Source organism: Piscibacillus salipiscarius JCM 13188, from assembly GCF_001311865.1.
GTDB classification, from domain to species: Bacteria; Bacillota; Bacilli; order Bacillales; family Alkalibacillaceae; genus Piscibacillus; species Piscibacillus salipiscarius.
The window spans coordinates 1-19,501 of record NZ_BBCD01000009.1 but is presented as its reverse complement, the minus strand read 5'-3'; the positions used below and the strand labels follow the sequence as shown (position 1 = coordinate 19,501).

Sequence of the window (19,501 nt, the reverse complement as noted above, 5' to 3'; positions counted from 1 at the left end):
GCATCGCGCTGGATTAAGTGATTATCATTTATCAGAAGAACAAATCGTTACGCTTCTAAAGCTTTAGATGCTTTAAAGCAATTTCAGGAAGATCCATCGCGACATCCGATTGTCATTTTATATAATGGTCAACCTGCAGGCTTTTTTATCCTGCACGGATGGGAAGGCGTTCAGCGTTATAGCAACAATACCAATGCTTTACTGATAAGAAGTTATTCAATCAATGCAAAATTTCAAGGAAACGGGATTGCGAAACAGTCGCTATTCGAGTTGGAGGATTTTGTGAAAGAACATTTCCCTGATAAAGATGAAATAATTTTAGCTGTTAATAAGAAGAATACAGTCGCTCAGCAGGTATACCTGAAAGGCGGCTTTGTCGATTCTGGACAAAGGATGATGGGACGAAAAGGGGAATTATATATTTTCCGCAAGTCATTAAATGTCTCATAAAAAGAAGAAATGTCTCACATATTAGGTTTGAAAGTCTCAATTTTAAAAAAAATGGTCCCATTAATTGCGCAAAACGTCTCATAAACTGATGAGAAAGGTCCGTTTCGACAAAATCAGACAAACCAGGATGGGATGTTGTGTATTTAAAAGGCTGCCCGTAAACTTAAGGCAGCCTTTTAACCAATATTTTAATTGTTCAGGATTTAACCCTTCTAATTCAGGAATGACGAAACGCCCATCTTTACGAACTAGCTCGCCATCAAAATACATTTCGCCTCCGCCGTAATCTTCACGCTGAATGCAAACCATATCCCAGTGAATGGATGAATCATTGCCATTATAGGCATTGTCATAGGCTTGGCCAGGAGTAAAGTGGAAGCTTCCGTCGATTTTTTCATCGAATAAAATGTCTTTCATTGGATGTAAAATATAAGGATTAATGCCAATTGCGAACTCACCAATGTAACGAGCACCTTCGTCAGAGTTGATTACTTCGTTAATGCGGTCCGTATCATTTGCTTTCGCATCGACGATTTTTCCGTTTTCGAATGTTAACTGAACATTTTCAAACGTAAATCCTTGATATGGTGATGGTGTATTATAAGTAAGGGTACCATTTACAGAGTCTTTTACAGGTGCTGTGTAAACTTCACCATCTGGAATATTCATTTGACCAGCACACTTGATTTTTGGAATATCTTTGATTGAGAATTTAAGATCCGTTCCTGGACCTTTAATATGCACTTCATTCGTTTGTTCCATTTTCTTAACAAGTGCATCCATGGCCTTGTCCATTTTTGCATAATCGAGTGTACAGACATTAAAATAAAAGTCTTCGAATGCCTCTGTACTCAGACTTGCAAGCTGAGCCATTGATTCATTTGGATATCTTAACACGCACCATTTTGTATTAGGTACTCGAATATTACGGTGAACGCGCCCAACTGTTTGTCCGAACAGCTTATTGTTTTCATTAGGCACATCAGAAAGTTCGTTAATATTGTCGCCTGAGCGAATTGCTATGTAAGCATCCATGTCTTCCATAACCGTTGCTTCGTATTTTTCCCAGGCTTTAAGCTGCTCTTCTTTTGCTCCTTTTAAGAGAGAGCGCATGACTTTGGGGTCTTTTAATTCAACAAAAGGTTGACCTCCAGCTTCGTATGCTTTTTCAATAATTGCAGATACTAATTCCTGTTGAAGTCCTGTGTTTTCAATTAATAACTTTTCATCTTTTTGTAAATCAACAGAATAATTGACTAATAAATCGGCTAGTTTTTCGATTCTTGGATCTCTCATATGTATCCCTACCTTTATTATTTAACTTATATGAATATTTTATCATATTTCAATCTTAAATGAGAAAAAGGTTGTTTGACACAGGACCAATTCGGGTATAGATTAGAATAAAGAAGATATAGGAAGGTTGTGAGAATTTTGAATCTGCTACATATCTCAGCTTTGATTGCAGCAGTAGCCTTTTTAATACTCGTTGTTTATATTTCCTATACGCTTATTTCGGTACGTAAAACGTTTCATCACGTAGCGAACACAGTAGAGGGTATTGAAAAGCAAATGCAAGGTCTTACCCATGAAACAACGGAATTATTAAAGAAAACCAACCACCTTGCAGAAGATATCTCTGAGAAAACAGAAAAGGTGAATATCTTATTCGATGGGGTTAAAGGAATTGGTTACACTGTGCAGGATTTTAATGAGTCGTTGCAGAAATTATCAGATGAGTTGAAATCACAAGCAAATGAACATGCTGAAAAAACTACCCAAACCATTAAATGGGGAGAAGCAGCGATTCATCTTTGGAAGAAGTACAAAGATAAGTAATTATTAAAGAGGAGGAATTGATTATGACAAACGAGAAAGACGTTCAAAACAATCAAGAGAACATTAACAGTAAGGATTTTTTAATCGGATCATTAATTGGTGGTATCGTCGGAGCTTCTGTTGCGTTACTATTTGCACCTAAATCAGGCCGTGAAATGAGAGAGGATCTAAACACTGGAGCGCAAACGGTTCGTGAACGTGCAGGTGAGTGGAAAGATGTCGCTTATGAAAAAGGGACAGAATGGTCTACTCAATTACAAGATAGAAGCCGCGAGTTATCTGATCGTGTAAAAGATAAAACAGGTGAGCTTCAAGAACGTGTGAACCAGTTCAAAGAAGAGAAGTTCAACAAAGAAAATAAAGAAGCTTTAGAAGTTGCAGAGGCAATTGAAGAAGCAGCTGAAGAGCTTGAGCGTTTAGAAGCGGATCAAGCTTATGAAGAAGCCGTTCAAAAAATTATTAATTCTTAAAAGGTTGTTGGGGAGGCCCGACAACCTTTTGTATGATAAAAGGAGTGTCATCCATGAAAGAATTAACGTCAGTGGAAGAATTCAAAGGAGTTATAGAGCAGCAAGATCAATTCGTTTTGCTAAAACATTCCTTAACCTGTCCAATAAGTGGTGAGGCTAAGTCACAGATTGAAGATTTTAAATCAGCAAATGAGGTGCCAACCTATATCATACCTATTCAAAATTACCGTGAGTTATCTAATTATGTGTCTGTATTTTCGGGATTAAGCATGAATCTCCTCAAGTCTTCTATATTAAAAACGGACAAGTGGAATACCATACATCACATTGGCACATTACTCGCAGTAAAATGGAAGAAGTCACGAAGTAAAAAGGTGCGTCCAATTAGGGACGCACCTTTAATTATAATTTATTCTCCACTTACAAGGTTTTTTTCGCTACTAGTGAAGATTTATTCCCCGCTTTGGGCGTTTTATTCCCTACTTTCTTGAAAATTTTCTCAACTTGAAGTATATATTCCCCGGTTCTAAATGATCATTATTAACTTTTTGCGATGTTTGTCTGAACTCAATAGACAACTGGTCGCCATCTTGAATGTCATCGATAAACCCTGCTTCTTGATTGTTTTCCATAACTTGAAGCGAGCGCCTTTCAGTTGATCTAAGTCAAGTTCGATATGGTTAAAAATATCCTGAAATATAAAGGACGCATGTTCTTGCTGTTCGAGAATGATGTGATCATTAGGATAAACTAACGAATCGAGATCGCATTTTTCACCATTACGGTAAACTGATGCGAGTTGCTTTGTTAATTGAACAGGTTTTCCGTTAAACTGTACCGTAATGGACTGTTCCACTTCATGAATTGTTGTATTTAATAATTTTTCAATCGTAATAAATTCGTGATGAATGACGTCTAACTGATCCTGATTTTTCACTTCATCTGATAGTTTAAGTACTTGTCCATTTCGTTTCACTTCAACCATTTGTTTAAATAAAACCTTTTCTTCATGGTTAACCCGAACTTTGAAAGCGTGATGTTTGGCAACTAAATTGCCTTTGCCAATTTGTTTTAGAACATGTTCTAGAGAACTCTTTGAATCCCACAAGATTTTGTCGCCATCAGATACCACGTAATGATTAGGAATAGTTTCACCATTTACCTTTACTAACATAGGAAGGTAGTATGTTTCATTATTAATCCGAACGGTTAATTCAGGTATCGTTCCTAGCAAATCCTCCACCGTATAATCAGGTGTGACACCATCTTCACCTTTAAGAACCTCAAGCTCATCATTATGTTGAATTGGTTCTTGAACGGATGCTTCACGCCCATTAATTTTAATGACTGGACCACTGCCATGAGTTCCTGGTAGAGTCATGCTCTTTCCATTCAAGTCCACCATGACAGCCATCCCTGGTTTACCGTATAGCTTATTGAGCTTTATCCCAGCTGCTAGTAAGCAATCACCAATGGTTAATTGTTTTAAATCAAACAATCGAATCGTCCGTTTGTTTACCGTCACACTAATATACTTAACTGGGTTTTGCTTCGCCGCAATGGCAATGCCAATAGGTGTAATATATTCAGGGCTATTAGGCAAATCTTCCTTTTCCGTTAAGTTTTGAATGGCATCAATTCCTCTAATGGCGACTCTGTTTTCCGGTAAACTTAAATGTTCCGATAATTTCCTAGGTAATTCTGGTGTTAGACTACCACCACCGACTAACATGACGGCTTGAGGTGGCTTTTGATTAAGTGTTAAAATTTCATCACTAATTGATCGCGCCAGTTGTTCAACTGAATCGTTAATCTCCTTAACCACGTCAGAATAGTCGACTTCATGCTGTATTCCTAATATATCTTCGAACTGAACGGCTTGTTGATTCATTAATTTCCTTTTAACATCTTCTGCGCGGTTAAAATCTAGTAAAAATTTCTCGCTAACAGATTCAGTTATTTCGTCGCCGGCTTTAGGTACCATGCCGTAAGCGGTAACTGTTCCTTCGTTTGTGATGGCAATATCACTTGTACCTGCCCCGATATCAACGAGCGCTACATTTAGTCGTCTCATTGATTTTGGGATTAAAACTTGAATTGCAGCAATAGGTTCAAGCGTTAACGCATCCATTTCTAAATCTGCCCGTTTTAAAGCCGAAAGGAGGGAATCGACTACAACTTTTGGTAGAAACGTAGCGATTATTTCTACTTTTGCCGTATCCCCTTGCTGATCAACTAAGGATCCAATCTCAGAACCATCTAAATAGTAATGTAAAACAGAGTAACCAACACAATAATAATTGGTCATATCATCAGTATCTTCTTCTTCAGCTAGTTCGTATTGGGCTTGTTGTACGGCTGTTAATTCTAAGTGGAGGATGTCTTCGGGTGTCATTAGCGGTTTTTCCAAAATAGACGTTTCATAAGCGGCGCGCTTTGTCTTTAAGGCTCTTCCTGCAGCTGCCACACAAACTTTTGATAATGGCCCGTGTTTAGCTTCTAATTTTGATTTAACACTCGATATGACATCTGAGACTTTAACTATATTATGTATTTGACCGTCTAACATGGAACGCTCTTCATGTTCTTCCGCAACTAAATCTAGAACGTTATATTGACCATTTGTTTGTTCTAACATGATCCCAATGACACTTCTTGTGCCGATATCCAAAGCAAATAGTTTTTGACTCATCATGATTAGACCCCTTTATGATGGATTAAATGACAACTGACTTCTGGTCATTTATAATACTAGGAAGAATAATTAGTTAAAGTTAATGTACCATAAAAATAGATTTCACAAAACTAGGGGAGGATTCATCATGAGCGCGAACCGATTAGATGAATTAAGAAAAGAAGTTGACCAAGTCAATTTGCGTCTATTAGATTTAATTAATCGCAGAGGAGAACTGATTAAACAAATTGGTGATATTAAGACTGAACAAGGAATAAACGTCTTTGACCCAATTAGAGAAAGAGAAATGTTAGATTTAATCTTAAAAAATCATGATGGGCATTTTGAATACTCAACTATTGAACACCTATTTAAGGAAATCTTTAAGGCGGCAAAAGAATTAATTGAAGAAGATCAGTTAAACGCCCTATTGGTATCAAGGCAGAAAAAACCGACAGATACGGTTGTAAATATTGGTGAAAACATTCAAATTGGAAATGGACATAGAGAATTTGTTTTCGGTCGTGCTCAGTGGAATCCTATGAACAAGTGGATGCGGTGGCTGAAGCGATTAAAAAGAAGGGTTAAGCTTATTACGCGGAGGTGCATTTAAACCACGCACATCTCCTTATGACTTCCAAGGTCTAGGAGTTGAAGGGCTTAAAATTTTAAAAGAAGTCGGTGACAAGCATGGACTTAAGACAGTTAGTGAAATTGTGAATCCAAATGATATTGAACTTGCGCACGATTATGTCGATGTGATTCAAATTGGCGCCAGAAACATGCATAACTTTGAATTATTAAAAGAAGCAGGACGAGCTAGTAAGCCAATCTTTCTAAAAAGAGGGTTAGCAGCTACCATTAATGAATTCATTAATGCTGCTGAATATATCATTTCTCAAGGCAATGAACAAATTATTTTATGTGAACGCGGCATTCGTACTTATGAAACAGCGACTCGAAACACGCTTGATATTACAGCTGTTCCGATTTTAAAAAAAGGAAACACATTTACCAGTCTTCGTGGATGTAACGCACTCGACTGGGCGTCGTGATCTGTTATTACCTGCTGCAAAAGCGGCATTAACAATTGGCGCAGATGGTGTCATGGCCGAGGTTCACCCAGATCCTGCAACAGCTTTATCTGATTCACAACAACAAATGGATTTACCTACCTTCCATTCATTTATTAATGAGCTACGTCAATAACAGGAATACTAGTCATAGTATTTCTGTTTATTTTGTGAAAGAAAAAGAACAGTTTAAGGTAAACGGCATGCTTATGTTGATAGAATTTTTAGAATGTCGTATGCTATTAGGAAAAGCGCAGGACGCCCGTTTAACCACGCAGTGAGCCGACTAAAACCGGCCACGTCCTATGGCCAACGTCGGCACTAGAACGTCCAGTTCGTCGCTGGACCGACTGAACTGAGATAAAGGAAACACGATGAGCATCGCGAATCGATGTTGACTTATCGTAGGTTTAGACGGGAAGTCACCCAGTGGTTGGGCACCTTGCGCTAGACAAGACTGAACAAGTATCTATAATAGCATAGGTGTATAACTATTAAAGAATAACGGTGCGAAGCGAGGGATTTCAATGAGTGTAACAATTTATGATGTAGCGAAAAAGCAAACGTGTCCATGGCCACTGTATCAAGGGTGATCAATGGTAATACAAACGTTAAACCTACCACAAGAAAGAAAGTGTTAGCTGCCATTGATGAATTGGGATTTAGACCAAATGCGGTCGCAAGAGGACTTGCAAGTCGTAAAACAACTTCTGTTGGGGTTATTATTCCTGACATATCGAATATGTTTTTTGCTGAATTAGCGCGTGGGATTGAAGATATCGCCACTATGTATAAGTATCATATTATTTTAAGTAGTTCGGATCAAAACTTAAACCGTGAATTAGATTTGTTTGATAACATGTTAGAAAAACAAGTAGACGGTGTTATTTTTATGGGTGGTTCTGTTTCGGAAGACCATGTCAAAGCCTTTAAAAACTCAAATATTCCAGTCGTGTTAGCAGCTACAGTTGATGAATCGAATGAGATTCCATCAGTTAACATTGATTATTATACTGCGATCCAAGATGCCGTGCACCATTTAATTGAAGAAGGCGGGCACCAGACTATAGGATATGTGGCCAATCATTCACGCTCAACCATTGAACAATCTAAAATTCAAGGGTTTAAAGACAAACTAGAAAAGCAGCAACTTGAAGTTCCAAATCACTTAATATATGAGGGTGATGATACGTATCAATCTGGACTTAAAGCGGCCGATTATTTCTTAGGTTTAGATGAAGCTCCAAGTGCCATTATGACTTCTTCAGATGAAATGGCATTAGGTGTTGTTCATGGTGCACAGGACAAAGGGTTGAAAATCCCTGATGATTTATCAGTCGTCGGTTTTGATAACACAAGACTATCTGTCATGGTACGACCAGAATTAACAACTGTTGTACAGCCAATGTACGATATTGGTGCTGTATCGATGCGTTTATTAACGAAACTTCTTAAGAATGAAGAAGTCAGTGAAGATCAAGTCGTACTTCCGCATCGAATTATAAAAAGAAGCTCAACAAATCATTAATCCATCCGATAATATAGATATAGACAATTTTCTACAATAGGGTGAGAGGTTAATGAAAAAGAGATATAATGACACCGATTGGCATAGCGCTCGGTTCGACAATGATTCTTGTTGGGATTTATTTTAATAGTGGTTTAGATGGGTTTTCGACGTTTTTACAATTATCATCATTCATTATCGTGATTGGTGGTTTATTCGGCGCTTTAATGATTAACTTTAATATGAAAGAAATTAAATTAACAGGGAAAGTTTTTAAAGAAGCGTTTAGTAAATCTGACCACAATTTAAAAGAGCTCATTCAGCTATTTATTCATTTGTCTGAAAAGGCAAGACGTGAAGGGCTTTTAGCATTAGAAAGTGAACTTGAAGAACTAGATGATGAATTTATTAAAAAAAGGTGTTTACTTAGCTATTGATGGCATTGAACCAGAAGTCATTAACGATATTATGAATGCTGAGATTACAGCAATGGAAGAAAGACATGGTAAGGGACGTTCCATCATCGAAAAGGCAGGGGAGTATGCTCCTTCTTGGGGGATGATCGGGACGCTAATCGGACTTGTGTTGATGCTTAATAACTTAACATCACCTGAAACGATTGGGCCTAGCATGGCTGTAGCATTATTAACAACATTTTACGGTATGGTTCTAGCTAATCTAGTATTTATTCCAATCTCAGGTAAGCTGAACAATATGACTGAAGAAGAAGTATTTATGAAACAGGTCATAATAGAAGGGGTTATTGGTGTACAATCTGGTCAAAATCCTAAAATACTAGAAGAAAAATTAAGTGCATTTTTATCTAATGAAGAGTTGAAAGAAGACGAAGAGGTAATAGAAGAGGAAGTCATTGGAGAGACGGCCAATGAATCTTAATCGTAAACGGAAAAAGAAGCAGGGTAAGCAGGCACCGTTATGGATGGTTACTTATTCGGATATGGTTACACTTATATTAGTGTTTTTCATTCTACTATTCTCTATGTCACAAATTGATGCTGAAAAACTAAAAACCGTAACAGAATCGTACCAACAACGGGTGATTTTCGATTATTATCCATCGCCTGTTGAACTTGAAAGGTCAAGTGATGTTAAGGAAGATGAAAAAGAATCTGAAAACATCACAGAACTTCAGCAGCCTGAACCTATAGCAAGTGATGATTTTGAAAAGCAAATTGATGAGTTAGAGAAGTTGCTACAGCAAATCGAAGAATACATACGAAATGAAGGCTTATCTGACGTTATTTCGGCAACACGAACGGATGAAGGTGTTGTGCTGGTTCTACAAGAAAATGTATTATTTGAATCTGGTGAAGCTCAATTAATAGGTGACGCTCTGCCATTACTCAATAAAGTTGCGACCCTACTTGAAAATATACCGAATTTAGTCAAGGTGGAAGGTCACACGGATCCAAGGCCGATTAAGACTAGTCGTTTTCCTTCAAACTGGGAATTGAGCGGCGCAAGAGCGAGTAGTGTTGTTCGTTACTTTGTGGAAGAACAAGAGCTTGGTAAGAGCCGATTCCAGATTGCTGGATATGCAGATACAAAGCCTATTGTATCCAATGATTCAAATAAAATATGAAGAAAAACCGACGCGTTGAAATTATTATCCTTGAAAAAATTAATAAACATAGAAAGTTGCTCCTATGGTTTAATTGGGGGGCAACTTTTTTGACTGTATTATTCAACATTATTTCATGGTAAACTTTACATTGGAATTAAATAAACTTAAAAGGAAGTTAATTAATGGGGAGTTCAGGAGCAGTCTCAATCACCCTAGATGTTATAGCGTGGTGTGTTATTTTAATTCTTTTGTAGTTTTATATAGAAAACAAGAGAATACACCAAAAGTTTGGAAGGCGTTCATTGTATTGCTGATCGGTATGATTTCATTTACATTTGAATATATCATTTTCGAAACAAAGATTAGTATTCCAGTAATTCCGATAGGGTTAGGGGCTTTATTTCTAATTCTAAATAATATAAATGATTACTGGAAGACTTATCAACCTTATGCTTGGTTAGGGTTTTTAGCTTTATTTATTTTCATTATTTCAACATTGCTAGCCTCACCTATACAAAATTCTTTTATCCGAGTGATGAGCTTTCAACCTTTATAACGGATGCAGAGGAAGCTCAAGTAGTATCGATTCATCCATCTGGTAAAGAAGTAGAACTAATTCATGTGGCCAATCAATTAGAACAATTGGAACAACAAGAGATAAAAAGTGAACAATGGTATAGGGACATGACGGTTCGTAAAGAAAATCATGAAATTGAAGAACGTTTTCCTTATGTTCTAACCAATACCTCTCCCAAAAGTGGTAGCGGATTTAATGGCGTGATCTATTTGGAACGAGATGGGAAAGGAATTCTAGTAACGACTAAGGATCGTCAATATTATTTCCGTTCTAATGAATCCCTTTTAAAGGAGGGGGCCGATGAATAAATATAGAATGATCATGGTTAGCTTAACTATTTTAATCATTGCTGCATTAGTTTATTGGTACTGGTTCTCTTCACCAGAGTCCCTTCCATCTGATGAGCAATTAATAGCAGAAATGAATGATTTCTACCGAGAAGCTAACGTTAAGACAATTCAGGAGACCATCATGCTTGATGATGAACATGCATATATTCCATTTATATCAAAACAAAACGTCTACGGTGCAAGTTATTGGAAGTGGGAAAGACGAAAGTGGAGGCCAATTCGTATTTCCACCTCGGGAGACCCTATTGTGTGGAAGGTAGAACCAGACGACCCATCTACCTACCACATCGTATGGAATATGAATCCGAAACAACCATTAAGTTATGCAAGCTTTTATTTGACGCGTGATCGCAATTATCACATATCAGGGGAAAAGCATCGTTACTGGCCACAAATTCAACTAAAAAATGACGTCAATATTGCAGAGACATCATATGGATCGATGAAATTACCTATGGCTTGGAGCTCATTTTTAACTCAAATGAAAAACACCGTATCAGAACCTAATGAGTTTAATATATTCCATAGAATGGGCGTACAGTTTGCGTGGATTCCATACAATGAAGAAGGGGATCGAATTTTCCCAGAGAATATTAATGGTAGTACATTCTCAAATGGTGGAATGGAAACTCAATTTGTTGTTCTGATTGATGAATCAGAATTAGAATAATTAGATTTAAGAAGGCGTTGATCTGTAAAAGGGTTAACGCTTTTTTTGTCGAAAATTAGTTGGAGGAAGGGGAGGGGAGAGGTTATGTTTTTAAAAACGTTTTGAACAAAGGAAATCAATGGTGTTCAAATGGGGAATGGTCTGTTGTCATTTCGAGGTGTGAATTTAAATGTCCATAGCTTTTTATAGATGGAGTTTTAATTGATACTGGCGCCAAATCACTTGAGTCATACTTTAAACCGTTCTTTAACCAATTGAATATCGAACAGGTTGTGATTACTCATTATCATGAAGACCACACAGGGAATGCCTCCTATTTGCAGAAAACTTTAGGCGTACCACTTTATATGAATCAAGGAATGATTGAAAGCTGCAAAACGAAGGCAGACTATCCATGGTATCGAAAGTTTTTCTGGGGAAAACGAAAGCCTTTTATTGCAAATCCAATCGGAGATTCGTTTACATCAAAGAGAGCTACGTGGAATGTAATTAAAACACCTGGCCATTCTAGAGATCATCTATCATTTCTAAATAATGAAACAGGTCAATTATTTACAGGGGATATATTTGTTAATGAAAAGGTAAAAGTTATATTGCAAGAAGAACATATTCCTGACACAATCGAATCCCTTCAAAAAATATTAACCTATGATTTTAAAGAAGTGTTTTGCAATCATGCGGGGCACTTAAGTGATGGGTACCATTCTTTAAAAACTAAATTAAATCATTTGACTGAGCTTCAAGATCGAATTCTTCATTTATATCATGAGGGAAGAAGTTCAGATGAAATTAACCAGATATTATTTCCAAGAAAATATCCAATTACAAAACTATCATTAGGAGAGTGGGACTCCTTACATATCGTGGAATCAGTCATTAATCACGAAGCAAAAGAAAATGCCTATCAAGCTCGATAGGCATTACATGTATTTCTGTTGATTGGTAATAAACTGTATGCTCTTATTTAAGGACAGTTTATTTTTCTCTGTTATCTCTGGTTTACGAGGAATTTCACGATAGATACCTTCTTCGTCATGCCAATGACTTGGTAATGTAACAGGGCTTTTTTCCTGCCACTGATCTAACCAAGTTTGCGGGAGGTTTCCAGTCATTGGTTTAGAGGATGACGCGATATTCCAGACTTGTCCCCAAGCACGAGGAACTACTCGCCACATGTCATAGCCTCCGCCGCCCAGTGCAACCCACCTACCATCACAGTACGTATGAGCAATTTCATGAGCTAACTTAGGAATCTCCTCAAACGTTTTCATCGTACTGCATAATGAGTGAGTGGGTCGTAAGCATGCGCATCAGACCCATTTTGAGTGACGATCATATCAGGCCTAAAATACTCCGCAATTTCTTTTAATGCTTGCTCATAAACTTCTAAAAACGATTCATCTTCAGTAAAAGCGTCTAATGGAATATTAAATGAATATCCATAGCCTTCTAATCGGCCTCTTTCATTCGTGTTTCCCGTTCCTGGAAATAGATAACGACCAGTTTCATGAATAGATAATGTACAAACGTTAGGATCATCATAAAAGATCCACTGAACCCCATCTCCATGATGGGCATCCGTATCTACATATAAAACTTTATAATCAGTTTGTTCTCTAATATATTTTATCGCAATGGCTGCATCGTTATAGATGCAAAACCAGAGGCTTTACGAATAAAACCGTGATGTAGTCCGCCTCCTAAATTAACGGCATGCTCATATCCATCTTTGAGCACCGCATCAACAGCCGTTAACGTACCGCCGACTAAAGTAGCTGCTGCCTCATGCATATTCGGGAAAATAGGTGTATCTTCAGTACCTATGCCATATTCTAATCCTTCACTTTCGGTTAACAGATCTTTTCCTGCTCGCTTAACAGCATCAACATAACGTGGATGATGAACACTTTCTATTTCCTGATCTGTGGCCATTCTAGGCGGAATAATTTGTTCATCAGTTAATGTACCAGCAGCTTTTAAAAGGTCATATGTTAATGTCACCCTTTGCTGATCGAAAGGGTGGTCTTCACGAAATTTGTATGAGTTAAAGTTATCTGTATAAATGAACGCTGCATGACAACTCATGGAGACAACCCCCGGTATGTTAGGCCACAAGACTTCATAACCTCTATTTTTTAGTTCATCTATTAATGGCATAGGATTCATCGTTTGAATTCTAAGTACAATAATCTTTTGCGAACGATCTTGTTCATATGGGTAAATAAATACAGAAGAAATATTAATTTTTCGTTCACCGATAATTTGTGTAATCTCTGGAAGCATGCCAGCTTTATTAGGAACTTTAACTTCAACTTGTGAGCTTTGTTCATGAATACCAGTTAACTGGATTAGTGTATATAGTAAATCTTTTTCTGTTACGATTCCGACAATGCGATTATCCTTCGTAACAGGAACACAAGCAATCTCATGTTCATAGAAAATGGATGCAATTTCCTCAATGAAATCGAGTGGATGAACGGTGATGACTGGGCTTGTCATGATGGAGCTGACTTGGTGGTTTAATGTGTCTTCATTCTGAATTTTTTCTAAAGTGGAAGGGGCTGCATCCCGAATATCACGATCTGAAATGATCCCCACAACACTGTTATATTCATTAACAATGGGAATGTGGCGAATATGGTGTTCATTTAATAATGATAATGCTTCTTTAATTGTATGGTGAGGTTCTAAGGTGATGACGTCTTTTTTCATGATTTCTTCAACTAACAACTGCTTCACCTCTTTTACATAAATAGATCATTTCGTCCCATAAATCTTAATGAATCGAATGTTTTGATTGATTCATCAGTTACATTTTTTCCAATTCGTACTAACAAGCAGTTCGCAGGGTGAGAGATAATTTCAGGGTCGTCGGTTGTCATTGGTTTTAAACCTCCGTAACCCATCATCGTCTCCATTAATTTACGATACTGCCAAACATTTAAGCGAGTAGATTCCATATCCCAATGCCAATAATATTCAGTTGTGATGACAATGTAATTTTCCATTTGTTCATCCAGCATGGACACTTTTAAAATGGATGATCCAATACCTAGTCCTCGATAGTCGTTAGATACTTCAATTGCACCAAGCTCTAAAAGGTCATCCATTTTGATAGCAGACCATCTCTCTAAAGGGTCTGGGTGCAAGTAAGTCGCATACCCAACAATCTTATCTCCGTCTCGTGCAATCATGATACGGCCCTCAGGGAAATCAGCAATTGACTTAATGGCTTCAAATTGTTTCTTAGGTGGTCTGAATGCTGTGAGTCCCTCATCAAAATAATAATTGCTAAGTTCTTCAGAATTTAATGGGCCTTCTACGATAATGGTTTTGCCGTTCTTGTTTATTTCTTGTTTATGATAATTTTTAGGATGTTCCAACTCGTCACCACCTAGTTAGCCTATTAGTCTCTCTATCAACAGTATAACATGATTGAGAGGAATGATTTAGCAAAATAGTTTGTAAAAAAGAAAATCCGTACGCGCTATAAATTTAAAGCGGTACGGATGAAATATGTTGCAATCGAAATGTTTACTAGTTTTACAAATACAAAGTATTTAATTTAGTGGAAATTAATAATACTTAGTTCCCATTAGTATCTCCTGAATCGTTGTTGGAGCTATCAGATCCACTTGATTCACCACTGGAGTCTCCACCAGTTCCATCAGAGTCACCACCAGTGCCTTCAGAACCACCGTTTGAATCACCGGAGCCATCACCAGAGCCTGAACCATCGCCAGATCCGTCTCCAGATCCATTGCCATTATCTTTGTCATCTTTTTGTCTTTTTTCTTGTCTTTTTCTTTCTTATCCTTTTCCTTATCTTTTTCTTCTTCTTTTTCTCTTCTTCAGGTTTTTCGATTTTACCGTAGGTCACGGAAGAAGAGAAGTCGGATTCGTTACCATAAAAGTCAACGGATTTAACAGCATAAATTCTATTTTGAGATACTTTCACGCCTGGTTCTTTTGTGTTTTCAATCAGTTGGAATTCGCCATCCTCCGTTGCTTTCGTATATACTCTATAGCCAATTACGTCGCCGCCACGTTCACTCCAATTCAATTTCGATCCATTCATTTGAACACCTTTTGGTGGATTAGGATTGCCATTATTTTTAGGGTTGCCATCTTCAGGAGCGATTAGGTTTTCAAAGGCTTTGTTATCTGGAACTAACTTACTCATGTCATCTATATCGTTCCAACCTTGTTCCTCAAGGAATCCAGGTCTTAAGAAATATCCTTCTTCAACGAATTCTTCAGGTGTACGGTCAATGGCTTCATAGTATTTGTCATCAATTTTGACATATTGACCTTCTGTGACGCTATCATCTTTTTCGTAGGAACATGATTAACATTGAAGAGGTCAGTTTTAACTAATCCTAGTTCCTGACATTCTTTACTAGGTAATAACCCAGATAATTGGCAGTAGCTTCGAGAAACAATACCTCCAGGGCTTTGATGTCGCTGATCTGGTGCCATTAACTTAGGTTTTACTTCAGTTGCTGCATTAACTAATTCAGCCCAGAATCCTAAATTACGACTACTGTATCCAATACAGCCACTACATCCAGCCTCAAGATTCATGACACGCTCTCTTTCATAAGCAGAAACGGTTCCATCACCATTAGCATCGTACTCATCGTAACCAATCCATGTACCTAAGGTTACATTTGGATTGTAACCTATAAATAATGCATCCATCTTATCGTTAGATGTACCGGTTTTACCAGCCCAATCGACATAAGGATTATTTAACCTGCTTCTTGCATACGTTGCTGTACCACTTGTTACTACATCACGTAGAATATCTGTTGTTAAATAAGCCGTTTGTGGCGAGAACACTTTAGTTTCTTCGGCTTTATGTTCAAATACTAGATTCCCTTCGCCATCTGTAATTTTTTCTATCATAAATGAATCTTTAAATTTTCCTCCATTAGCCAAGGTAGAATAACCATTTGTCGTATCCTCTAATGTGACATAATCCGAACCGAGCACAAGTGGTGTCACCATTCTTCCAGGGGGGAATTGCTCGCTATCGAATCCCATTTTAGTTAAATAGTTTGAAAGTTCATTTTGACGTCCTTTTCTTCTGGTTAGATCATGAGCTAACCTTGCTGCAGGTATATTATCAGAGTCTCTTAAAGCTTCCCTAGCACTCACTAATCCACTGTAAGAACCTGTGATATAGTTTGTAGGACTCCAATTACCATCATATTGTGCGGATAATTCTGGTCCGAATTTTACGTCGGCTAGGGGAGAACCTGGGCTTATAATCCCCATATCTATAGCAGGTGCGTAACCGTATAATGTTTTCATCGTACTACCGTTTGGTCTAGTGTGGTAAAATACGTGATTAATCTTACTATGCTCGTAATTTCGGCCACCTACAAAGGCAATAATTGCGCCTGTTTTATTATTTTTTAGCATGGCCCCAGCTTCTACAGGCATTTTAACATCTATAGGATCACCGTTTTTATCATATCTTGTCACAGTTTTTGTTGGAGCAAAGTAAGCGTAATCCTTTGTCACATCCTGAAAACGTTTATAGATTTTCTTATTAATGGTCGTGTGAATTTCATATCCGTTTTGTCTTAAAGCTCTTTCAGCTTTTATTTTAAACTGTTCTAGTAATTTATCGTTTTCTTCTAATTCTTCCATTGTATAACCTTCTTCTTCAGCTAGCACCTTGGTCATACGGTCAGTTGCTCTACGTTCGATTTCTATAGTTAAGAATGGATAATCAGAAATAGTTGATTCTTTTTGTCTGTTAGATTCCCAATCACATCATATTTTAAAGCTTTTTCATAAGTTTTTTTATTGATAAACCCTTCTTCGTGCATACGACTTAAAACGTGGCGTTGACGCTCTAAACCATCTTTTAATCCTTCTTTTGATTTTACCTTACCACCATTATCAAATGGCGTATAAGCGAAAGGACTTTGAGGAAGTCCAGCAATATAAGCAGCTTGAGCGACGTTTAATTCTTTCGCATTTACATCAAATAACCCTTGTGCAGCGGCTTGAATCCCAGCAATATTACGTCCTGAAGAATCACGGCCAAATGGGACAATGTTCAAGTATGCTTCAAAAATTTCATCTTTATCAAAGAACTTCTCTAGACGGAGTGCAATTAAAATCTCTTTAGCCTTACGTTCAAATGAGACTTCATTTGTTAGAATTTGAGATTTAATTAATTGCTGTGTTAATGTACTACCACCTGATTGGTTTGCCGTGTTACCGAATTCTTGAAATAGTGCACGAAAAATCGCTTTTGGCACTACACCATTATGTGTGTTGAAATATTCATCTTCTGTTGCTTTAATCGCGTTTTTAACATGTTCTGATACATTTTTCAGCTTAACTTCTTCACGGTGTAAATCACTTCTCATCTCACCCATATGTACATTATTTGCAAAATATATATGAGATGTTTGTGAATAGTTGTAAATTTGTTTCTCCATTGTTTGTTTGTCACTAATCTCAACATCTTCTGTTAAAGAGGCAAAGTAACCGACACCAAGGCCTCCTAAGAAAAATGCTAGGATTGCACCTAATAATATAAAGAACAATAATATATTCCATAAACGTCTAAAGTAATTCGAGTCGTGGTTACGAATTTACCTTGTTGAAAGACTGATAGCCATTTATTATTCATGAACCGAACCTCCTAAAAATTCAAATCTATTATAGCATAATCTTGGCGTTCATCCTATTCTTGAATAATAGATTTTTTTATTGCATTTTTTTTAAAAGTTGTGGTAAAAATATTTCATAATACAAATGAATGAATTAATACGCTACGAATAGTTGAAGTAGATCTATGCCCAATATTTCAGAGAGCTGATGGTTGGTGAGAATTAGCATACGGTATAGCATTGAATTACGACTTGGAGCGTCTCATTTTGAGCGGTTATAATTGGCCGATATGACAATGAAGTGGTAGCGAAAAGCTACAACTAGGGTGGTAACGCGAATCCTTCGTCCCTATTTTGGGGCGTGGGATTTTTTATTTATATCTTTCGGAGGTGCCATGATGAAATTTTTAGAAGAATTAAAAGCACGTGGATTAGTGAATCAAATAACAGATGAAGAAGGGCTTGAGAAACACCTAAATGAAAATAGAGTGTCGTTATATTGTGGTTTTGATCCAACTGCCGATAGCCTGCACATAGGTCATCTATTGCCTGTGATCATGCTTAAGCGTTTCCAAGAAGCAGGACACCAGCCCATCGCTTTAGTAGGTGGTGGAACGGGAATGATTGGTGACCCTAGTGGAAGGAATGAAGAAAGACAGCTCAATGAAGCAAGCGTTGTTGAACACTACAGTAATAGTTTAAAAAATCAATTAGCTAACTTTCTTGATTTTGAAGATGAAAAGAAGGGTGCCATTGCGGTTAACAATCTTGACTGGCTTAAAGAGATGTCTGTTATTGAGCTTCTTCGTGATGTGGGTAAGCATTTCAGCGTAAATTATATGTTGGCAAAAGATTCAGTTGAGTCCAGAATCGAAAATGGTATTTCGTTTACCGAGTTCTCTTACATGCTACTACAATCATTAGACTTCTATAAGCTAAACCAAGAACAAAACTGTACGCTACAAATAGGTGGTAGTGACCAGTGGGGTAATATCACAGCTGGCTTAGAGTTCATTAGACGTAAAAGTGAAGAAGGGGAAGAGGCTAAAGCATTTGGTTTAACTATTCCGTTAATCACGAAAGCTGATGGTTCTAAATTTGGTAAAACTGCAGGAGGCGCTATTTGGTTAGATCCTGAGAAAACGTCACCATACGAATTTTATCAGTTCTGGTTAAATGCCGATGATCGTGATGTCATTAAGTTCTTAAAATACTTTACGTTTTTATCATTAGATGACATAAAAGAATTAGAAGGTGAAGTTCAAGCACGACCAGAGGAGAGGGCAGCTCAAAACGTCTAGCAGAAGAGATGACAAAACTTGTTCACGGTGAAGAGGCACTTAATCAAGCAATCAAAATCTCAAATGCTCTGTTTAAAGGGGATATCAAAGCATTAAATAAATCTGATATAGAAGCAGGATTTAAAGATGTACCTTCTTACGCTCTTGAGGAAGAAGAAAAAGGACTTGTTGATTTATTAGTAGAAGCGAACATTTCTTCATCAAAACGACAAGCGCGTGAAGATATAAAAATGGAGCGATCTATATTAACGGTGAGCGTGAGCAAGATGCAAGTTACGTCTTAGATCATAAAGATAAATTAGACGATGCGTTTACAGTGATTAGAAGAGGGAAGAAAAAGTATTTCTTAATTAGGCATTAATAGTAAAAA

Annotated in this window: 13 protein-coding genes, 8 pseudogenes and 1 other annotated feature; of the genes and pseudogenes, 12 read left to right on the top strand and 9 right to left on the bottom strand. The window is 37.3% G+C overall.

Going from position 1 to position 19,501, the window contains the following annotated elements:
- The first annotated feature begins 30 nt into the window (after positions 1–30).
- A complete protein-coding gene (locus JCM13188_RS07720; protein WP_369404899.1) occupies positions 31–450 on the top strand; it encodes a GNAT family N-acetyltransferase in 420 nt (139 codons plus the stop codon).
- 186 nt (positions 451–636) lie between these two features.
- Here JCM13188_RS07720 and JCM13188_RS07715 read toward each other — a convergent pair.
- Positions 637–1,746 (bottom strand): annotated as a pseudogene (locus JCM13188_RS07715) (aminopeptidase); the annotation flags it as partial.
- 129 nt (positions 1,747–1,875) lie between these two features.
- Between JCM13188_RS07715 and JCM13188_RS07710 the strand changes: the two are divergent.
- The 3 genes from JCM13188_RS07710 to JCM13188_RS21770 are packed head-to-tail and all read left to right on the top strand — an operon-like array spanning position 1,876 to position 3,250.
- Positions 1,876–2,289: a DUF948 domain-containing protein gene (locus JCM13188_RS07710; protein WP_369404890.1), complete on the top strand. Its 414-nt coding sequence runs from the start codon at positions 1,876–1,878 to the stop codon at positions 2,287–2,289.
- Between the two features lie 23 nt (positions 2,290–2,312).
- A complete protein-coding gene (locus JCM13188_RS07705; protein WP_054753256.1) occupies positions 2,313–2,759 on the top strand; it encodes a YtxH domain-containing protein in 447 nt (148 codons plus the stop codon).
- A gap of 53 nt (positions 2,760–2,812) precedes the next feature.
- Positions 2,813–3,250, top strand: a complete 438-nt coding sequence (locus JCM13188_RS21770; RefSeq protein ID WP_054753254.1) for a monothiol bacilliredoxin BrxC family protein — start codon at positions 2,813–2,815, stop codon at positions 3,248–3,250.
- 35 nt (positions 3,251–3,285) lie between these two features.
- Here JCM13188_RS21770 and JCM13188_RS07695 read toward each other — a convergent pair whose 3' ends face one another.
- Positions 3,286–5,451 (bottom strand): cell division protein FtsA, encoded by a 2,166-nt coding sequence (locus tag JCM13188_RS07695; RefSeq protein WP_369404889.1) that lies wholly within the window; start codon positions 5,449–5,451, stop codon positions 3,286–3,288.
- A 130-nt stretch (positions 5,452–5,581) separates the two neighbouring features.
- Here JCM13188_RS07695 and JCM13188_RS07690 point away from each other — a divergent pair.
- The 7 genes and pseudogenes from JCM13188_RS07690 to JCM13188_RS07660 all read left to right on the top strand — a co-directional run bounded on the left by JCM13188_RS07690 (position 5,582) and on the right by JCM13188_RS07660 (position 12,112).
- Positions 5,582–6,642: pseudogene (locus tag JCM13188_RS07690) on the top strand (bifunctional 3-deoxy-7-phosphoheptulonate synthase/chorismate mutase).
- A 391-nt stretch (positions 6,643–7,033) separates the two neighbouring features.
- Positions 7,034–8,034 (top strand): annotated as a pseudogene (gene ccpA, locus JCM13188_RS07685) (catabolite control protein A).
- A gap of 68 nt (positions 8,035–8,102) precedes the next feature.
- A pseudogene (gene motP, locus JCM13188_RS07680) lies at positions 8,103–8,910 on the top strand (flagellar motor protein MotP).
- Positions 8,900–9,616, top strand: coding sequence for a flagellar motor protein MotS (gene motS / locus JCM13188_RS07675; RefSeq protein ID WP_369404888.1), 717 nt, complete (start codon positions 8,900–8,902; stop codon positions 9,614–9,616). Before motP ends, motS begins: the two are co-directional and overlap by 11 nt.
- Positions 9,617–10,051: 435 nt before the next feature.
- Positions 10,052–10,483, top strand: coding sequence for a hypothetical protein (locus JCM13188_RS07670; protein ID WP_054753252.1), 432 nt, complete (start codon positions 10,052–10,054; stop codon positions 10,481–10,483).
- Positions 10,476–11,195, top strand: a complete 720-nt coding sequence (locus JCM13188_RS07665; RefSeq protein WP_054753250.1) for a hypothetical protein — start codon at positions 10,476–10,478, stop codon at positions 11,193–11,195. Before JCM13188_RS07670 ends, JCM13188_RS07665 begins: the two co-directional genes overlap by 8 nt.
- Before the next feature lie 129 nt (positions 11,196–11,324).
- Positions 11,325–12,112 (top strand): annotated as a pseudogene (locus JCM13188_RS07660) (MBL fold metallo-hydrolase).
- Positions 12,113–12,115: 3 nt separating this feature from the next.
- On the opposite strand, the pseudogene JCM13188_RS07655 reads toward JCM13188_RS07660, so the two are convergent.
- The 7 genes and pseudogenes from JCM13188_RS07655 to JCM13188_RS07625 all read right to left on the bottom strand — a co-directional run bounded on the left by JCM13188_RS07655 (position 12,116) and on the right by JCM13188_RS07625 (position 17,764).
- Positions 12,116–13,280, bottom strand: a pseudogene (locus JCM13188_RS07655) (acetoin utilization protein AcuC).
- A 6-nt stretch (positions 13,281–13,286) separates the two neighbouring features.
- Positions 13,287–13,925, bottom strand: a pseudogene (locus tag JCM13188_RS07650) (acetoin utilization AcuB family protein); the annotation flags it as partial.
- Between the two features lie 14 nt (positions 13,926–13,939).
- Complete coding sequence (locus tag JCM13188_RS07645; RefSeq protein WP_054753248.1) at positions 13,940–14,578, bottom strand: GNAT family N-acetyltransferase; 639 nt, start codon at positions 14,576–14,578, stop codon at positions 13,940–13,942.
- Between the two features lie 192 nt (positions 14,579–14,770).
- Positions 14,771–14,962 carry a hypothetical protein gene (locus JCM13188_RS07640; RefSeq protein WP_279401544.1) on the bottom strand — a complete coding sequence of 64 codons (192 nt, stop codon included), beginning with the start codon at positions 14,960–14,962 and terminating at the stop codon, positions 14,771–14,773.
- An 8-nt stretch (positions 14,963–14,970) separates the two neighbouring features.
- Positions 14,971–15,378 (bottom strand): hypothetical protein, encoded by a 408-nt coding sequence (locus JCM13188_RS07635; RefSeq protein ID WP_054753243.1) that lies wholly within the window; start codon positions 15,376–15,378, stop codon positions 14,971–14,973.
- A 44-nt stretch (positions 15,379–15,422) separates the two neighbouring features.
- Positions 15,423–16,889 carry a transglycosylase domain-containing protein gene (locus JCM13188_RS07630; protein WP_054753241.1) on the bottom strand — a complete coding sequence of 489 codons (1,467 nt, stop codon included), beginning with the start codon at positions 16,887–16,889 and terminating at the stop codon, positions 15,423–15,425.
- Positions 16,890–16,921: 32 nt separating this feature from the next.
- Positions 16,922–17,764, bottom strand: coding sequence for a transglycosylase domain-containing protein (locus JCM13188_RS07625; protein WP_054753240.1), 843 nt, complete (start codon positions 17,762–17,764; stop codon positions 16,922–16,924).
- 221 nt (positions 17,765–17,985) lie between these two features.
- Positions 17,986–18,184: a binding site (T-box leader), on the top strand.
- A 44-nt stretch (positions 18,185–18,228) separates the two neighbouring features.
- On the opposite strand from JCM13188_RS07625, the pseudogene tyrS reads away from it, so the two are divergent.
- Positions 18,229–19,492: pseudogene (gene tyrS / locus JCM13188_RS07620) on the top strand (tyrosine--tRNA ligase).
- Positions 19,493–19,501: the final 9 nt, after the last annotated feature.

Bases quoted from the DNA above. Each gene is read 5' to 3' on its own strand.
- JCM13188_RS07705 (WP_054753256.1), top strand. From the start codon at position 2,313: ATGACAAACGAGAAAGACGTTCAAAACAATCAAGAGAACATTAACAGT.
- JCM13188_RS21770 (WP_054753254.1), top strand. From the start codon at position 2,813: ATGAAAGAATTAACGTCAGTGGAAGAATTCAAAGGAGTTATAGAGCAG.
- JCM13188_RS07695 (WP_369404889.1), bottom strand. From the start codon at position 5,451: ATGAGTCAAAAACTATTTGCTTTGGATATCGGCACAAGAAGTGTCATT.
- motS (WP_369404888.1), top strand. From the start codon at position 8,900: ATGAATCTTAATCGTAAACGGAAAAAGAAGCAGGGTAAGCAGGCACCG.
- JCM13188_RS07665 (WP_054753250.1), top strand. From the start codon at position 10,476: ATGAATAAATATAGAATGATCATGGTTAGCTTAACTATTTTAATCATT.
- JCM13188_RS07640 (WP_279401544.1), bottom strand. From the start codon at position 14,962: ATGGCAATGGATCTGGAGACGGATCTGGCGATGGTTCAGGCTCTGGTG.
- JCM13188_RS07635 (WP_054753243.1), bottom strand. From the start codon at position 15,378: ATGAGTAAGTTAGTTCCAGATAACAAAGCCTTTGAAAACCTAATCGCT.
- JCM13188_RS07630 (WP_054753241.1), bottom strand. From the start codon at position 16,889: ATGACCAAGGTGCTAGCTGAAGAAGAAGGTTATACAATGGAAGAATTA.